The organism is Curvibacter delicatus NBRC 14919, assembly GCF_001592265.1.
GTDB lineage: Bacteria > Pseudomonadota > Gammaproteobacteria > Burkholderiales > Burkholderiaceae_C > Hylemonella > Hylemonella delicata.
Genome location: NZ_BCWP01000020.1, coordinates 20,637 through 36,921, shown reverse-complemented (window position 1 = coordinate 36,921; position 16,285 = coordinate 20,637). Strand labels below are relative to the sequence as shown.

The window sequence follows — 16,285 nt, the reverse complement described above, 5'->3', positions numbered from 1 at the left end:
CCATCAGGGTTCAGGCGGAGGCCGTTTCCTCGAGATAACGCCCCAGCGCTGCATCGTCCAGGATGGCCACGCGGCCCAGATCGCTGGAGACGATGCCGCGCTCAGCGAGCTGGCGCAACACACGGTTGACGGTCTGGCGCGACAGGCCGACCAGGGTGCCGAGTTCTTCCTGCGTCAGGTAGAGCCGGCGCGTGCTGCGCCAGAACAGGCGGCTGAGGTAGAGCGCCACCCGGTGCTCCGGGGCGCGGATGCGGCTGGCCTCAATCAAGGTCATGGCCTGGCCCAGCCGCATGTTCAGGTGCTGCACCAGGTACTGGTTGAAGCGCAGGTTGCCTTGTTGCAGTTCGGTAAAGACATCGCGCGGCAGGCACATCAGCCAGCTGTCGCGCAGGGCCACCACGGCATAACGACGCAACTCGCTCTTGAGCACCGAGCCTTCGCCAAACCATTCGCCGTCCGGCACGCCGATGAAGGCCGAGCGGCGGCCATCGGCTGCTTCGGTCTGCAGCTTGACCAGGCCGCCCAGCACGGCATACCAGCCTTGCACCGGTTCGCCGGCTTTCAGCACGGTTTGCCCCTTGCTGGCCTGGATCACTTCCACCCGCTGGGCGAGCGCCGCCTGCTGGCAGGCGTCCAGGGCTGTGAACCAGGGCTGGTTGGCCAGAAAGTGCCGGGCCAGGAGTTGGGCATCGCAAAGCATGCCGCGATTGTGCTGCAGTTGGCATGTGGATTGAGGGTTTCTACCAAGAAGGTGTCAGCCGGGCGACAGAGATTGCATGCAAGCTGGGCCGGTGCCATAGTTTGGCACCCCTACCGGAGCGATACTCCGGGCCAGGGATGTGCCCGCAGGGCCATTCCCGAAAGTGGAAACGAGTTTGACTACCAGGAGATGTGTACATGTTGGGACTCATGCAGAGCCAGCCCTTGCTGATTTCTTCCCTGATCGAGTTTGCCGATCGACACCATGGCGATGCCGAGGTCGTGTCGCGCCGGGTGGAGGGTGATATCCATCGCTACACCTGGAGCGATGTGGCAACACGCGCTCGCCAGGTGGCCAATGCGCTCGATGCCTGCAAGCTGCAATTCAGCGATCGCGTGGCCACGCTGGCCTGGAACGGCTACCGCCACCTGGAGTTGTATTTCGGCGTCAGCGGCTCCGGCCGTGTGCTGCACACCATCAACCCGCGCCTGCACCCCGACCAGATTGCCTGGATCGCCAACCACGCCGAAGACCAGGTGCTGTGTTTCGACATGACCTTCCTGCCCCTGATCCAGGCCGTGCACGCCAAGTGCGGCACGGTCAAGCACTGGGTGGCGCTGTGTGATGCCGACAAGCTGCCCCAAGACACCGGCATTCCCGGCCTGCAGAGCTATGAGGCATGGATCGGTGCGCAGTCCAAGCAGTACCACTGGCCCGAATTCGACGAGAACACGGCCTCCAGCATGTGCTACACCAGCGGCACCACGGGCAACCCGAAGGCCGCGCTCTACAGCCACCGTTCCACCCTCCTGCATGCCTATGCCGCTGCACTGCCCGACGTGATGTGCATGAGCGCACGCGATGCGGTGCTGCCGGTGGTGCCGATGTTCCACGTCAATGCCTGGGGCATCCCGTATTCCGCCGCGCTGACCGGCTGCAAGCTGGTCTTCCCCGGCCCGGCGCTGGACGGCAAATCGATCTACGAACTGGTCGAGGCCGAGGGCGTCAGCTACGCCGCCGGCGTGCCGACCATCTGGCAGATGCTGCTGGGCCACATGAAGCCCAACAACCTGAAGTTCTCCACCTTGAAGCGCACCGTGATCGGCGGCTCGGCCTGCCCGCCTGCCATGATCGCCGCCTTCCGAGAAGACTATGGCGTGGAGGTGCTGCACGCCTGGGGCATGACCGAGATGTCGCCGCTGGGCACGCTGTGCACGCTGAAGAACAAGCACCTGCAGCTGCCGGAGGAAGAACAGATGAAGATCCGCCTCAAGCAGGGGCGCGCCATCTTCGGTGTCGACATGAAGATCGTTGACGGCGACGGCCAGGAGCTGCCGTGGGACGGCAAGGCCTATGGCGACCTGCTGGTGCGCGGGCCGTGGATCCTGGGCGAGTACTTCAAGGGGGAGGGCGGCGACCCGTTGATCAAGGATGAGCAGGGGCATGGCTGGTTCCCCACCGGCGACGTGGCCACCATTGATGCCGACGGCTACATGCAGATCACCGACCGCAGCAAGGACGTGATCAAGTCCGGTGGCGAGTGGATCAGCTCGATCGAGGTCGAGAACATCGCGGTGGCACACCCGGCAGTGGCCATGGCGGCCTGCATCGGCGTCAAGCACCCCAAATGGGACGAGCGCCCGGTGGTGGTGGTGAAAAAGCCGGGCGCCGAGGTGACACGCGAAGAACTGCTGGCCTTCTACGAGGGCAAGACCGCCAAGTGGCAGATTCCGGACGATGTGGTGTTTGTTGATGCCATTCCCCTGGGCGCCACCGGCAAGATGCTCAAGACCAAGCTGCGCGACGTGCTCAAGGACTACAAACTGCCCAATACCTGAGGAGCGTACCGGGGCTCGGGCCGCGAGTCGCAAACGCGATAGTTCTAGGGCAATCCCTAGCAACTTGCGGCGCGAATCCCTGTACGCTGAAGCTGTTTTGACAACGAGGAGACATTAGATGAAGTTCACCATGAAAATCGTCGCAGCCTCGGCTGCATTGGCCTTGGCTGGCGCAGCTTTTGCTCAGAAGGGCGAGACCGTCAAGATCGGACTGATTGATCCGCAAAGCGGCCTCATGGGGCCACTGGGGATGAACCAGAAGAACAGCTGGCAGTTTTTTGCCGACGAGTTCAGCAAGAAGAATCCTGCTGGTGTGAAGTTCCAGTTCATTTCCTTTGACAACAAGCTCAGCCCGGCGGAAAGCCTGAACGCCCTGAAGGCCGGCCTGGACCAGGGGATACGCTATTTCGCCCAGGGCAATGGCTCGTCGGTGGCGGGGGCATTGATCGACGCCATCAACAAGCACAACGAGCGCAACCCCGGCAAAGAAGTTGTGTTCCTGAACTACGCCGCCGTGGACCCGGATTTCACCAACAGCAAATGCAGCTACTGGCACTTCCGCTTCGATGCCGACACCTCCATGAAAATGGAAGCCTTGACCACCTTCATGAAGGATGACAAGAGCGTCAAGAAGGTCTATCTGCTCAACCAGAACTATTCGCACGGGCACCAGGTGGCCAAGTTCGCGAAAGAAAACCTGGCCAGCAAGCGCCCTGACGTGCAGATCGTCGGCGAAGACCTGCACCCGCTGGCCCAGGTGCGTGATTTCGCCCCCTACATCGCCAAGATCAAGGCGTCCGGCGCTGACACCGTGATCACCGGCAACTGGGGCTCCGACCTGGCTTTGCTGATCAAGGCGGCCAACGAAGGCGGTTATACCGGCAAGTTCTTCACCTACTACACCGGCGTGACGGGCACCCCGACCGCATTGGGTACCGGTGGCGCCGGCCGCGTGTTCCAGGCGGCCTACAGCCACTACAACATGGGTGGCCAGATGGGCAACTGGATGGCCGACTTCAAGGCCAAGTACAAGGACGACATGTTCACCGGTGCCATTCCCTCGGCCTTCACGGCACTGACGGAAGCCATGGCCAAGGCCAAGTCCACCGACCCGGTCAAGGTGGCAGCGGCCATGGAAGGTATCAAGTACATGAACTACAACGGCGAGGTCGAAATGCGCAAGACCGACCACCAGTTGTAGCAGCCGCTGTTCATCACGGTCTGGCAGAAGGCGGACAAGAAGTACCCCTACAGCCCGGAGAACACCGGCATGACACTGGCGCCTGTGAAGGAGTACCCGGCCTACATCGCCAGCACGCCGACCAGCTGCCAGATGAAGCGCCCCTGAGAGAGATCTGACGGGATGAGTGGAAGGGCCCGATTGGTGCAAGGCGGTCGGGCCCTTGTTTTTGCCTGCCTGGGAAAGCGCTGACCCTCCCGGTGGACATGTATTGACGTCTGCCTTGCAGACACAGAAAGTTTTTCCAAATGGAGTTCTTCATCATCTCCATGCTCAATGGCTTGAGCTACGGGCTGCTGCTGTTCATGCTCAGCTCCGGGCTCACGCTGATTTTCAGCATGATGGGTGTGCTCAATTTCGCCCATGCCAGCTTCTACATGCTGGGGGCCTACATCGGCTACACCGTGGCCAACCTGGCCGGCTTCTGGCCCGGCCTGGTGCTCGCACCGCTGGTGGTCGGCGTGCTGGGAGCCGTGTTCGAGCGGTTGGCCCTGCGCAAGGTGCACAAGTTTGGCCACGTGCCTGAACTGCTGATCACCTTCGGCCTGTCCTACATCATCCTGGAGCTGGTGCAGCTGATCTGGGGACGGACCTCGCTGGAATTTCGGCCGCCCGAGCTGCTGCAGGGGCCGATGTTCACGCTCATCCATCACTCCCTGCAAGGCCTGAGCCTGGTCTGGGGGACGGTGCCGGCCGAGATGTGCCAGGCCGCCGATGCCGCAGTCCGGGTGGTGTGTTCACCGTTCCCGGCCACGCGCGGTTTCATGATGCTGGTGGCGCTGTGCATGCTGGTGGCCTTGTGGCTGCTGCTGACGCGCAGCCGCATTGGCCTGGTGATCCAGGCCGCGCTGACGCACCCGGAGATGGCCGAAGCGCTGGGCCACAACGTGCCGCGTGTCTTCATGCTGGTGTTCGGCGCCGGTGCCGCCCTGGCCGGGCTGGGCGGGGTGATCGGCGGCAGTACCTTCGTGACCGAACCCAATATGGCGGCCACGGTCGGCTCCGTCATCTTCGTGGTGGTGGTGGTCGGCGGTCTGGGGTCCTTGTCGGGCGCCTTTTTGGCATCGGTGTTGATCGGGGTGATCCAGACCTTTGCCGTCGCTTTCGACTACTCCTTCATCACCCTGGCGCAGCAGCTGAACATCGAACTCAGCGAAACACTGAAAGCCAACTCGGTCATCAAGCTCACCTTGTCACAGGTGGCCCCCATCCTGCCTTATCTGTTCCTGGTCCTGATTCTGATCTTCCGGCCCAAGGGATTGCTGGGGACGCGCGAAGAATAAGACCATGGCCAAGAACTACTACGAATTCAAACCCTACAACGTCGGACGCTGGATCGTCTGGGGCCTGTTCGCCCTGATCCTGCTGCTGGCGCCCAAGGTCTTCACCAGCAGCCTGTCCGTCACCATGCTGTCGCAGATGGGCATTGCCATCATTGCCTGCCTGTCCTACAACATGCTGCTGGGGCAGGGCGGCATGCTGAGTTTCGGCCATGCGGTGTACTCCGGCCTGGGCTCCTACATGGCCATCCATGCGCTGAACATGGTCAGCCAGGGGGCGTTGCCGATCCCGGTCAGCCTGTTGCCCATTGTCGGCGGTTTGGCCGGCCTGGCCTTTGCGGTGCTGTTCGGTTATGTCACCACGCGCAAGTCCGGCACGCCGTTTGCCATGATCACCCTGGGCATGGCCGAGCTGGTGTTTGCCATGTCGCTGATGTTCTCCGAGTTCTTCGGGGGCGAAGCCGGGGTATCGGGCAACCGGGTGGCCGGCCAGTCCTTCTTTGGCATCACCTTCGGCCCGGCGACCCAGATCTATTACCTGATCGCGGTCTACACCTTTGTCTGTGTGGCACTGATGTTCGCCTTCACGCGCACGCCGCTGGGGCGCATCCTGAATGCTGTGCGCGACAACCCGGAGCGCGTGGAGTTCATCGGCTACAGCACGCAGCGTGTGCGCTACCTGGCCTTCATCATCTCCGGCTTCTTTGCCGGTGTGGCCGGCGGCCTGGGCAGTTTGCTGTTCGAGATCGTCACGGCCGAGGTGGTCGGCACGGGACGCTCGGGCGCCTACCTGCTTTTCACCTTCCTCGGCGGGGCCACCTTCTTCTTCGGCCCCATCCTGGGCGGCATCCTGATGGTGATTGCCTTTGTGCTGTTGTCGGAGTTCACCAAGGCCTGGCTGCTCTATCTGGGCCTGATCTTCCTCTTCATGGTGATGTACGCGCCGGGCGGCATTGCCAGCCTGATCATGATGAATCTGCGCGTAGCGTCCTTCGGACTGTTGCGACGCCTGTGGGTCAGCTACCTGGCGCTGGGCGTGTCCGCCCTGGTGGTGCTGCTGGGGGCTGCCGTGATGATCGAGATGATCTATCACCTGCCGCTCAATGCCGCCATGGGGCCGATGCTCAATTTTGTCGGCATCGAGTTCAACACCAGCAGCCTGGACCACTGGTTTGGTGCGGTGTTCGTGCTGCTGACCGGCCTGGGCCTGTTCGAGCTGTGCCGCCGCCAGTTCATTCTGGAATGGGGTGAAGTTCAGGAAGAGATTGAAAAGGAAATCAAGCGGAGGGAGACGCTGTGAGCCAAGCACAAACCTGCGCATTGGAGTTGAAAGACGTCCGCAAGAGTTTCGGCAAGACCGAAATCATCCGCGGCGTCAATCTGGCTGTCCAGGCCGGCGAGCGGGTGGCCGTGATCGGCCCGAACGGGGCCGGCAAGTCCACGCTGTTCAACCTCATCAGCGGTCGCTTCGGGCCGAGCAGCGGCGAAGTGCTGCTGCATGGCCAGCGCATCGATGGCAAGAAGCCCTACGAGATCAACCGCATGGGGCTGTCTCGCAGCTTCCAGATCACCAACATCTTTCCCAAGCTCAGCGTGTTCGAGAACCTGCGCTGCGCGGTGTTGTGGAGCCTGGGCTACCGCTACACCTTCTTCAAGTTCCTGGCCGACCTGGAAGATGCCAACGAACGCACCGAGCAGCTGCTGGAGATGATCCGGCTCGACAAGAAGCGGGATGTGCTGGCGGTGAACCTGACCTACGCCGAGCAGCGGGCACTGGAGATCGGCGTCACCATCGCCGGTGGCGCCAGTGTGATCCTGCTCGACGAGCCGACCGCCGGCATGAGCAAGAGCGAGACGGCGCGTTTCATCCACCTGATCCGCGAAGTCACCGAAGGCAAGACCCTGCTGACGGTGGAGCATGACATGGGGGTGGTGTTCGGCCTGGCCGACAAGATCGCGGTGGTGGTCTATGGCGAGGTGATCGCCTTCGACACGCCCGAGGCCGTGCGCGCCAATGCCAAGGTGCAAGAGGCCTATCTCGGCTCGGCCGTGGCCGATGCCCAGGCCGGAGGACATTGATGAGCATCCTGAAAGTTGACAATCTGCACGCCTTCTATGGCAAGAGCCATGTGCTGCATGGTGTGAGTTTCGAGGTCGAGGCTGGCGAGATCGTGGCCTTGTTGGGGCGCAACGGTTCGGGGCGCTCCACCACGGCCAAGGCCATCATGGGCCTGGTGGACTGCGAAGGCGGCATCCAGTGGCAGGGACAGGACATTCAGGGCCGCAAGACCTTCGAGATTGCGCACCTTGGGCTGGGCTACGTGCCCGAGAACCGCGACATCTTCCCGAAGCTGACCGTGCAGCAGAACCTGCAGCTCGGGCAGAAGCGGGCAGGCAAGAACGGCCGTTGGAGCATGGACGACATGTACGCCATGTTCCCGCGCCTGAAGGAGCGCCAGCACACTGAGGCGGGCGTCCTGTCGGGCGGTGAGCAGCAGATGCTGACCCTGTGCCGCACGCTGATGGGCGACCCGGACCTGATCATCATCGACGAGCCGACCGAAGGCCTGGCGCCCAAGATCGTGGAACTGGTCGGCGAGTATCTGAAGAAGCTCAAGGAGCGCGGCATTTCGGTGCTGCTGATCGAGCAGAAACTCACCATCGCAATGGCGATTTCCGACCGCGCGCTGGTGATGGGGCATGGTTGCATCGTGTTCGAGGGCACACCCGAAAGCCTGCGCAACGATGCCTACACCCGCAAGGAGTGGCTGGAAGTCTGACCTGTTCCGACAGGTTTGTCCCTCCTGCGACAAGTGTGCATTGCGCTGCAGCACAAAGCTCTTAGAATCCAAAATCGAACGACCGTTCTATTTTTAGAAACCCGAGGAACGCAAGCATGAGCGCTGAATACCAAGTACACGGCGATGTGGCCGTGATCACGCTGAACAATCCCCCCGTCAACGGCCTGGGTCTTGCCACCCGGCAAGGCATTACCGACGCCCTGGAGCGAGCCAACGCCGACGCGGCCGTCAAAGCCATCGTCATCACCGGTGCCGGCAAGGCTTTCTCCGGTGGTGCCGACATCAAGGAGTTCGGTACCCCCAAGGCCTTGCAGGAACCGAATCTGCTGAGCGTCATCCTGGCGGTGGAGAACTCCGACAAGCCGGTGGTGGCGGCCATGCACACCATCGCCATGGGCGGCGGTCTGGAATTGCCGCTGGGCTGCCACTACCGCATTGCTGCCCCGGGCTGCAAGATCGCACTGCCGGAGGTCAAGCTGGGCCTGATCCCGGGCGCCGGCGGTACGCAACGCCTGCCGCGTGCGTTGGGGGTGGAGCCGGCGCTCAACATGATCGTCAGCGGCGAGCCCGTGCCCAGCGAAATGCTGGCCATGGTGCCGGGCCAGAAACTGTTTGACAAGATGGCCAAGTCCGCCGAAACCCTGTTGGACGAGGCGATTGCCTTGGCGCGCGAGAAGGCCGATGTGCGTCCGCTGCCGCTGGTGCGCAACCTGCCAGCCAAGCACCCGCAGGGTGATGCCTACTTCCAGTTCGCGCGCAATATGGTCAAGGGCATGGCCAAGAACTTTCCGGCTCCGGCCAAGTGCGTCGATGCGGTGGAAGCGGCCACCAAGAAGAAGTTCGACGACGGCATGGTGTTCGAGCGCGAGATCTTCATCAACCTGATGTGGACGCCCGAGTGCCGGGCACTGCGCCACCTCTTCGCGGCCGAGCGTGCGGCCTCCAAGATTCCGGATGTGCCGGATGACACCCCGAAGCGCGAGATCAAGTCAGTGGCCGTGATCGGCGCCGGCACCATGGGTGGCGGCATCACCATGAACTTCCTGAATGCCGGCATCCCCGTCAAGATGCTGGAGATGAAGCAGGAAGCGCTGGACCGCGGCATTGCCACCATCCGCAAGAACTACGAAGCCCAGGTCGGCAAGGGCAAACTGAAGCAGGACAAGTACGAACAGCGCATGGCCTTGCTGAGCACCACGCTCAACTATGAGGACCTGAAGGATGCCGATCTCGTGATCGAAGCGGTGTTCGAAGAAATGGGCGTCAAGGAAGCCGTCTTCAAGAAGCTGGACGAGGTGATGAAGAAGGGGGCCATCCTGGCTTCCAACACCTCGACGCTGGACGTCAACAAGATCGCTTCCTTCACCAAGCGTCCGCAGGACGTGGTCGGCCTGCATTTCTTCAGCCCGGCCAACGTGATGAAGCTGCTGGAAGTGGTGCGCGGCGAGAAGACCGCCAAGGATGTGCTGGCCACAGTCATGGCGGTGGCCAAGACCATCAAGAAGACCGCGGTCGTCTCCGGTGTCTGCGACGGCTTCATCGGCAACCGCATGATCGAGCAGTACAGCCGCCAGGCCGGCTTCCTGCTGGAAGAGGGCTGCACCCCGGCCCAGGTGGACAAGGCGATCGAGAAGTTCGGCTTTGCCATGGGCCCGTTCCGCATGGGCGACCTGGCCGGCAATGACATCGGCTGGGCCATCCGCAAGCGCCGCTACCAGGAAAAGCCGGGCATGAAATACAGCAAGACAGCGGACCTGCTGTGCGAGCTGGGCCGCTTCGGCCAGAAGACCGGGGCCGGCTGGTACGACTACAAGCCGGGCAAGCGCGACGCCATCCCGAGCCAGCTGGTGGTGGACATGGTCGAGAAGCACCGCAAGGACATGGGCATCACGCCGCGCAAGATCTCCGACGAGGAAATCGTGCAGCGCCTGGTGTACTCGCTGGTCAATGAAGCGGCCCACATCCTGGAAGAAGGCATTGCCTCCCGTGCCAGCGACATCGACATGGTCTACCTGACCGGCTACGGCTTCCCGATCCACCGCGGCGGCCCGATGCAGTACGCCGACACCGTGGGCCTGTTCAACGTGGCGCAGAGCATGAAGCGTTTTGCGAAGAACCCGCTGGACGATGCCCAGTTCTGGCAACCCGCACCGCTCTTGGCCCGTCTCGTGGCCGAAGGCAAGACATTCAACGGCTGAGCCGCAGACCTGGAGAATTTGACATGACGAACGCCGTTATCGTTTCCACCGCACGCACCCCCCTGGCCAAGAGCTGGAAGGGCGCCTTCAACATGACCCATGGCGCCACCCTGGGCGGCCATGCCGTGCAGCACGCGATTCAAAGAGCCGGCATCGACGCTGCCGAGGTCGAGGATGTGATCATGGGCTGCGCCAACCCCGAGGGCGCGACTGGCGCCAACATCGCACGCCAGATCGCACTCAAGGCCGGCTGCCCGGTCACCGTCTCGGGCATGACGGTCAACCGCTTCTGCTCTTCCGGCCTGCAGACCATTGCGCTGGCCGCCCAGCGCATCATTGCCGGCGAAGGTGACGTCTATGTGGCCGGTGGCGTGGAGAGCATTTCCTGCGTGCAGCAGGAGATGAACCTGCACATGCTGCGCGACCTGTCGTTGGCCAAGACCAAACCCGAGATCTACTGGTCCATGCTGGAAACGGCCGAGATGGTGGCCAAGCGCTACAACATCGGCCGTGACGCCATGGACGAATACGGTGCCGCCAGCCAGCAGAAGGCCTGCGCTGCGCAGGCCGCCGGCCTGTTCGATGCCGAAATCGCCCCCATCACCGTCACCGCCGGCATTGCCGACAAGACGCTGGGCCTGATCACCAAGGAGGTGACGGTGTCCAAGGACGAAGGCACGCGCGAAGGCACGACCAAGGAGAACATCAGCGGCCTGCGCTCGGCCTTGCCCGGCGGCCTGATCACGGCCGGCAATGCCAGCCAGTTCTCCGACGGCGCCGGCGCCTGCGTGGTGATGAGCGAAGAACTGGCTTCCAAGCGCGGCCTGAAGCCGCTGGGCCGTTTCCTCGGTTTTGCCGTGGCGGGTTGCGAGCCGGACGAAATGGGCATCGGCCCGGTGTTCGCCATTCCGAAGGTGCTGTCCAAGCTGGGCCTGAAGGTCGGCGACATCGACCTGTGGGAACTCAATGAGGCCTTTGCCGTGCAGGTGCTGTACTGCCGCGACAAGCTGGGCATTCCGGCCGATCGCCTGAATGTCAATGGCGGCGCCATTGCCCTGGGCCACCCCTATGGCGTCAGCGGCCAGCGCCTGACCGGCCATGCCCTGATCGAAGGCAAGCGCCGCGGCGCCAAGCGTGTCGTGGTCACCATGTGCATCGGTGGCGGCATGGGCGCCGCCGGCGTGTTCGAAGTGCTGTAATCAGCCATGAGCACCTCGCAAGCGCCCTGGTCGCCGGAGGTTTCACCCGAAACCTTCCTGGCGATGGGGCGTGAGGTGCTGGCCCAGCAGCCTTTCAGCCGGTTGATCGGTGCCGAACTGCACGCCCTGTCACCTGGACAGTGCGAGTTGCACGTACCGGTGACCGAAGCCATTCGCCAGCAGCATGGTTTCGTGCACGGTGGGGTGGTCAGCTACGCGGCCGACAACGCGTTGACCTATGCCGGCGGTACCGCCATGCGCGTGCCGGTGGTGACCTCCGAATTCAAGATCAATTACGTGCGGCCTGCCGTGGGCGAGCGCCTGATCGCGCGCGCCCATGCGGTGCACCACGGCAAGAGCCAGGCCGTGTGCCGCTGCGATGTCTTCGTGCTGAAGAATGGCGCAGAGAAACTCTGTGCCGTGGCGCAAGGCACCATCACGGCCTTGCCGCAAGCCCCATCGGTATAACGACATGAGCTATCGCCAGACCCTCGAATTCCTGCTTTACCAATGGCTCGATGCCGAAGCGCTGAACCAGCGCACCCGTTTCGCCGATCACTCGCGCGAGACCTTTGATGCCGTGCTGGAAACCTGCGAGCGTATCGCGCGCGAAAAATACGCGCCGTTCAACCGTACGGTGGACATCGAGGAACCGCGTTTCGACGGTGAGCAAGTCATCCTGCCGCAGGCCACCTACGAGGCTCAGAAGGCCTATGCCGCGTCCGGCATGCTCAGCGCGGCGCAGGACTATGAGATTGGCGGCATGCAGCTGCCGTACACGGTGGAGTCTGCGGCCAACTCCTTTTTTGCCATGGCCTCGATCAGCATCGGCTCCGGCATGCTGACCTCCGGCAACGCCAACCTGCTGATGGCGCATGGCACGCCGCTGCAGAAAGAGGTGTTTGCGCGCAACGAATTTGCCGGCCGTTTCTCCGGCACCATGTGCCTCTCCGAACCGCAGGCCGGCTCCTCCCTGAGCGACATCGCCACCCGCGCCGTGCCGGACGGTACAGACTTCGAGGGTGATCCGCTCGGCCCGCGTTACCGTCTGACCGGCAACAAGATGTGGATCTCGGCCGGCGAACATGAACTGACCGGGAACATCATCCACCTGGTGCTGGCCAAGATCCCCGGCCCGGACGGCAAGCCCGTGCCGGGCACGCGGGGCATTTCGCTGTTCATCGTGCCGAAGAAGCTGGTCGACACGCAAGGTCACCTTACCGGTGAGCGCAACGACGTGGCACTGGCCGGTCTGAACCACAAGTGCGGCTGGCGCGGCACCACCAACACCTTGCTCAACTTTGGTGAAGGCAAGTACCCGGTGCGGGGTGGGGCGGGGGCGATCGGCTACCTGGTGGGACGGCCGGGTGACGGTTTGCGCTGCATGTTCCACATGATGAACGAGGCGCGCATCGGCATCGGCATGGCGGCCACCATGCTGGGCATGGCCGGCTACCGGGCCAGTCTTGACTATGCAAAGAACCGGCCGCAGGGCCGCCCCATCGGACCAGCAGGCAAAGATTCGGCCAAGCCACAGATCCGCATCATCGAGCACGCCGACGTCAAGCGCATGCTGCTGGCGCAGAAAGCCTGGTGCGAAGGTTCGCTGGCGCTGCAGCTGTACTGCGCCCGCCTGGTGGACGAGCAGCACACCGGCAGCCCGCAGGCGGCTGACGAAGCCCGCCTGCTGCTGGAGGTGCTGACGCCGATTGCCAAGAGCTGGCCCAGCGAGTGGTGTCTGGAGGCCAATTCGCTGGCGATCCAGATCCATGGCGGCTACGGCTACACGCGCGACTTCCCGGTGGAACAGTACTGGCGTGACAACCGGCTGAACATGATCCATGAGGGCACACACGGCATCCAGGCGCTGGACCTGCTGGGGCGCAAGGTGCTGATGGAAAACGGTGCCGGTCTGGCTTTGTTGGCCGACCGCATCGGCAACACCATCGACCGGGCCCGCCGGCATCCGGAACTTACGGAATTCGCCGATCAGCTGGAGCAGGCGCTACAGCAGGTGGGCGCGGCCACGCGCGCGGCCTGGTCCACCGGCCAGCCGAGTGAGGCGCTGGCCAATGCCGTGCCTTACATGCAGGCCTTCGGCCACACGGTGCTGGCCTGGATCTGGCTCGATGTGGCACTGGCGGCACTCGGTACGGCATCCGACACGGCCAACCAGGGCCGCCTACTGGCCACCCGCTTTTTCTTCCGTTACGAATTGCCGAAAATCGACGCTTGGCTTAACGTGGTGCAGGCGCGCGACATGACCTGCGCCGATTTTCCGGAGGAGGCGTTCTGATGGCTTCAAAAGCTACCCTGATGTGGGTTCAGCGGCTGGTGTGGATCTGCATTTATGGTGGCTTGCTGGCCATCGTGCTCGGCATGTTTCTGGCCGCGGCCGAACCGGAGCAGGCTACCGGCATCCAGAGCGTGGGCGGCGTCTTCGTCGCCATTGGTGTGCTGCTGATCTATGTGCGATCGCGGCTGAAGGAATCAACGCAGGCCTGACCCTGATCACAACCCTCGCCTAGACAGAGGGATTCAACTTCACTCCAAGGAAGACAAATGACAAGAACCATTCAGCAACTTTTCGACCTCAAGGGCAAGACCGCCCTGGTGACCGGCGGCTCGCGCGGCCTGGGCCTGCAGATGGCCCACGCCTTGGGCGAGGCCGGCGCCCGCATCATGCTCAGCGCCCGCAAGGCCGATGAACTGGAGGTGGCTGTGGCCGAACTGCAGGCTGCCGGCATCGATGCGCGCTGGGTCGCAGCCGACTGTGCCAAGGAGGCCGACATCCAGCGCCTGGCCGACGAGACACTGCAGCGTCTGGGCGACGTGGACATTCTGGTCAACAACGCCGGTGCCGCCTGGGGTGCGCCAGCGGAAGACCACCCGATCGAGGCCTGGGACAAGGTGATGAACCTCAACATCCGTGGCTATTTCCTGTTGAGCCAGGCCATCGGCAAGAAAAGCATGATTGCGCGCAAATCCGGGCGCATCATCAACGTGGCCTCGATTGCCGGCCTGGGCGGCAACCCGCCGCAGATGACCACCATCGCCTACAACACCTCCAAGGGGGCGGTGATCAACTTCACGCGGGCGCTGGCGGCCGAGTGGGGCAAGTACGGCATCAACGTCAATGCCATCTGCCCGGGCTTCTTCCCGAGCAAGATGACGGCCGGCACGCTGGAGGCCTGGGGCGAGGAGGAGTTGAAGAAGCATGCGCCGCTGCAGCGCCTGGGCGATGACGAGGACCTGAAGGGCCTGTGCGTGCTGTTTGCCTCGGATGCCGGCAAGCACATCACCGGCCAGTGGCTCGCCGTTGATGGCGGTGTCAGCTGCGTGACCGGCGGGTAGAGCATGCTCCCCCCCCGTTGCGGGCCCACTGCGTGTGGCCGCCTCCCCCCTCAAGGGGGCAACGCCAGCGGCCCGGCGAAGCCGGTTCCGCGGCGTTTCCCGATTTGGTTATTACATGCGAAGCACTCCTCTGGTTGCTAGCGAGATTGATTGACATGAGTATTCCTTTTGGCGTCCGCATTCCTTTTGTCGAACACCTGGGCTTTACCCTGGAGCGCTTTGAGGATGGGCAGTCCGAACTGCACTACGAACCCCAGCCCGAGCATCTGAATTCCTTTGCCGTCACGCACGGCGGCGCCAGCATGACGCTGATGGACGTCACCATGGCCACGGCAGCGCGCAGCGTGCAACCCGACATGGGCGTGGTCACCATCGAGATGAAGACCAGCTTCATGCAGGCCGCGCGTGGCAAGCTCACCGGCAAAGGACGGCTGATCCACCGTACCGCCACTCTGGCCTTTACCGAGGCCACGATTTATGACGCCGAGGGCAAGGTCTGCGCCCATGCCACCGGCACCTTCAAGTACGTCAAGCGCCTGCCCACCGGCCCCAAGGGCAGCAACGCATTGAACGTCATTTCCACCGACTGATTCATCAAGAGAGACACCATGCCTACCAATCGCCAGATCCTGCTCGACAACCGCCCGCAAGGCGAAGCCACGGTCAGCAACTTCAAGCTCGTCAGCACCGAGACGCCTGCGCTGCAGGACGGCCAGGTGCTGGTGCGCCACCACTACCTGAGCCTGGACCCCTACATGCGCGGCCGCATGAACGAAAGCAAGAGCTACGCGCAGCCGCAGCCGCTGGGCGAGGTGATGATCGGCGGCACCGTGGGTGAGGTGGTGGAAAGCCGCCATCCGAAGTTCAGCGCCGGTGATAAGGTGGTCGGCATGGGCGGTTGGCAGGAGTACAGCGTGGTCGATGCCGCGCAACCCGGCGCCTTGCGCAAGGTCGACACCACCCATGTGCCGTTGAGCCATTACCTTGGTGCCGTTGGCATGCCGGGCGTGACGGCCTGGTACGGCCTGGTGAAGATCATCGACCCCAAGGCGGGCGACACCGTGGTGGTGAGCGCCGCCGCCGGTGCCGTGGGCAGCGCCTACGGTGCACTGGCCAAGGCGCGCGGCTGCCGCGTGGTCGGCATCGCCGGCGGCAAGGACAAATGCGACTATGTGGTCAATGAACTCGGCTTCGATGCCTGCATCGACTACAAGGAGCACAAGGACGCCTACTCGTTGGCAAAAGCACTCAAGCAGGCTTGCCCGAACGGCATCGACGGTTACTTCGAGAACGTCGGCGGCATGGTACTGGACGCCGTGTTGCTGCGCATGAACGCGCACGGCCGCATTGCGGTGTGCGGCATGATCGCCGGCTACGACGGCCAGCCGCTGCCGCTGGCCAACCCGGCGCTGATCCTGGTCAACCGGCTCAAGATCCAGGGCTTCATCGTCAGCGAGCACATGGAAGTCTGGCCGGAGGCGCTCAAGGAGCTGGGCACGCTGGTCGGCACTGGCAAACTGCGGCCGCGCGAGTCGGTCGCCCAGGGCATCGAGGCGGCCCCGGAAGCGTTCCTGGGCCTGCTCAAGGGCAAGAATTTCGGCAAGCAACTGGTCAAACTTTGAACCACCCCGGCGCCGCCTGCGGCGTCACCCCCACCAGGGGGCGCCACCAGCGG

Annotated in this window: 14 protein-coding genes and 1 pseudogene; 14 read left to right on the top strand and 1 reads right to left on the bottom strand. The window is 63.3% G+C overall.

The window, feature by feature from the left end; genetic code table 11:
* Window positions 1-10: 10 nt before the first annotated feature.
* Window positions 11-700 (bottom strand): Crp/Fnr family transcriptional regulator, encoded by a 690-nt coding sequence (locus CDE01S_RS10885; RefSeq protein WP_066707017.1) that lies wholly within the window; start codon window positions 698-700, stop codon window positions 11-13.
* 197 nt (window positions 701-897) lie between these two features.
* On the opposite strand from CDE01S_RS10885, the gene CDE01S_RS10880 reads away from it, so the two are divergent.
* The 14 genes and pseudogenes from CDE01S_RS10880 (at window position 898) to CDE01S_RS10815 (ending at window position 16,232) form a co-directional block, all read left to right on the top strand.
* On the top strand, window positions 898-2,538 hold the full coding sequence (locus tag CDE01S_RS10880; protein WP_066707014.1) for a 3-(methylthio)propionyl-CoA ligase: 1,641 nt from the start codon (window positions 898-900) through the stop codon (window positions 2,536-2,538).
* Window positions 2,539-2,656: 118 nt separating this feature from the next.
* Window positions 2,657-3,886 (top strand): annotated as a pseudogene (locus tag CDE01S_RS10875) (branched-chain amino acid ABC transporter substrate-binding protein).
* A gap of 140 nt (window positions 3,887-4,026) precedes the next feature.
* A complete protein-coding gene (locus tag CDE01S_RS10870) occupies window positions 4,027-5,061 on the top strand; it encodes a branched-chain amino acid ABC transporter permease (protein WP_066707011.1) in 1,035 nt (344 codons plus the stop codon).
* Between the two features lie 4 nt (window positions 5,062-5,065).
* Window positions 5,066-6,358, top strand: a complete 1,293-nt coding sequence (locus CDE01S_RS10865; protein ID WP_066707008.1) for a branched-chain amino acid ABC transporter permease — start codon at window positions 5,066-5,068, stop codon at window positions 6,356-6,358.
* Window positions 6,355-7,137: an ABC transporter ATP-binding protein gene (locus CDE01S_RS10860; protein WP_066707005.1), complete on the top strand. Its 783-nt coding sequence runs from the start codon at window positions 6,355-6,357 to the stop codon at window positions 7,135-7,137. The genes CDE01S_RS10865 and CDE01S_RS10860 overlap by 4 nt, the downstream gene beginning before the upstream one ends.
* Before the next feature lie 5 nt (window positions 7,138-7,142).
* On the top strand, window positions 7,143-7,838 hold the full coding sequence (locus tag CDE01S_RS10855) for an ABC transporter ATP-binding protein (RefSeq protein WP_066707077.1): 696 nt from the start codon (window positions 7,143-7,145) through the stop codon (window positions 7,836-7,838).
* 116 nt (window positions 7,839-7,954) lie between these two features.
* Entirely contained in the window at window positions 7,955-10,057 is a 2,103-nt protein-coding gene (locus tag CDE01S_RS10850; RefSeq protein WP_066707002.1) for a 3-hydroxyacyl-CoA dehydrogenase NAD-binding domain-containing protein, read from the top strand.
* 23 nt (window positions 10,058-10,080) lie between these two features.
* Window positions 10,081-11,256, top strand: a complete 1,176-nt coding sequence (locus CDE01S_RS10845; RefSeq protein WP_066706999.1) for an acetyl-CoA C-acyltransferase — start codon at window positions 10,081-10,083, stop codon at window positions 11,254-11,256.
* Between the two features lie 6 nt (window positions 11,257-11,262).
* Window positions 11,263-11,724: a PaaI family thioesterase gene (locus tag CDE01S_RS10840; protein ID WP_066706996.1), complete on the top strand. Its 462-nt coding sequence runs from the start codon at window positions 11,263-11,265 to the stop codon at window positions 11,722-11,724.
* Window positions 11,725-11,728: 4 nt separating this feature from the next.
* Window positions 11,729-13,552, top strand: a complete 1,824-nt coding sequence (locus tag CDE01S_RS10835; protein WP_066706994.1) for an acyl-CoA dehydrogenase — start codon at window positions 11,729-11,731, stop codon at window positions 13,550-13,552.
* On the top strand, window positions 13,552-13,761 hold the full coding sequence (locus tag CDE01S_RS10830; RefSeq protein WP_084382839.1) for a hypothetical protein: 210 nt from the start codon (window positions 13,552-13,554) through the stop codon (window positions 13,759-13,761). The genes CDE01S_RS10835 and CDE01S_RS10830 overlap by 1 nt, the downstream gene beginning before the upstream one ends.
* 57 nt (window positions 13,762-13,818) lie before the next feature.
* Window positions 13,819-14,610: an SDR family oxidoreductase gene (locus CDE01S_RS10825; protein ID WP_066706989.1), complete on the top strand. Its 792-nt coding sequence runs from the start codon at window positions 13,819-13,821 to the stop codon at window positions 14,608-14,610.
* A gap of 155 nt (window positions 14,611-14,765) precedes the next feature.
* Window positions 14,766-15,200, top strand: a complete 435-nt coding sequence (locus tag CDE01S_RS10820; RefSeq protein ID WP_066707075.1) for a PaaI family thioesterase — start codon at window positions 14,766-14,768, stop codon at window positions 15,198-15,200.
* An 18-nt stretch (window positions 15,201-15,218) separates the two neighbouring features.
* Entirely contained in the window at window positions 15,219-16,232 is a 1,014-nt protein-coding gene (locus tag CDE01S_RS10815; RefSeq protein ID WP_066706986.1) for an NADP-dependent oxidoreductase, read from the top strand.
* Window positions 16,233-16,285: the final 53 nt, after the last annotated feature.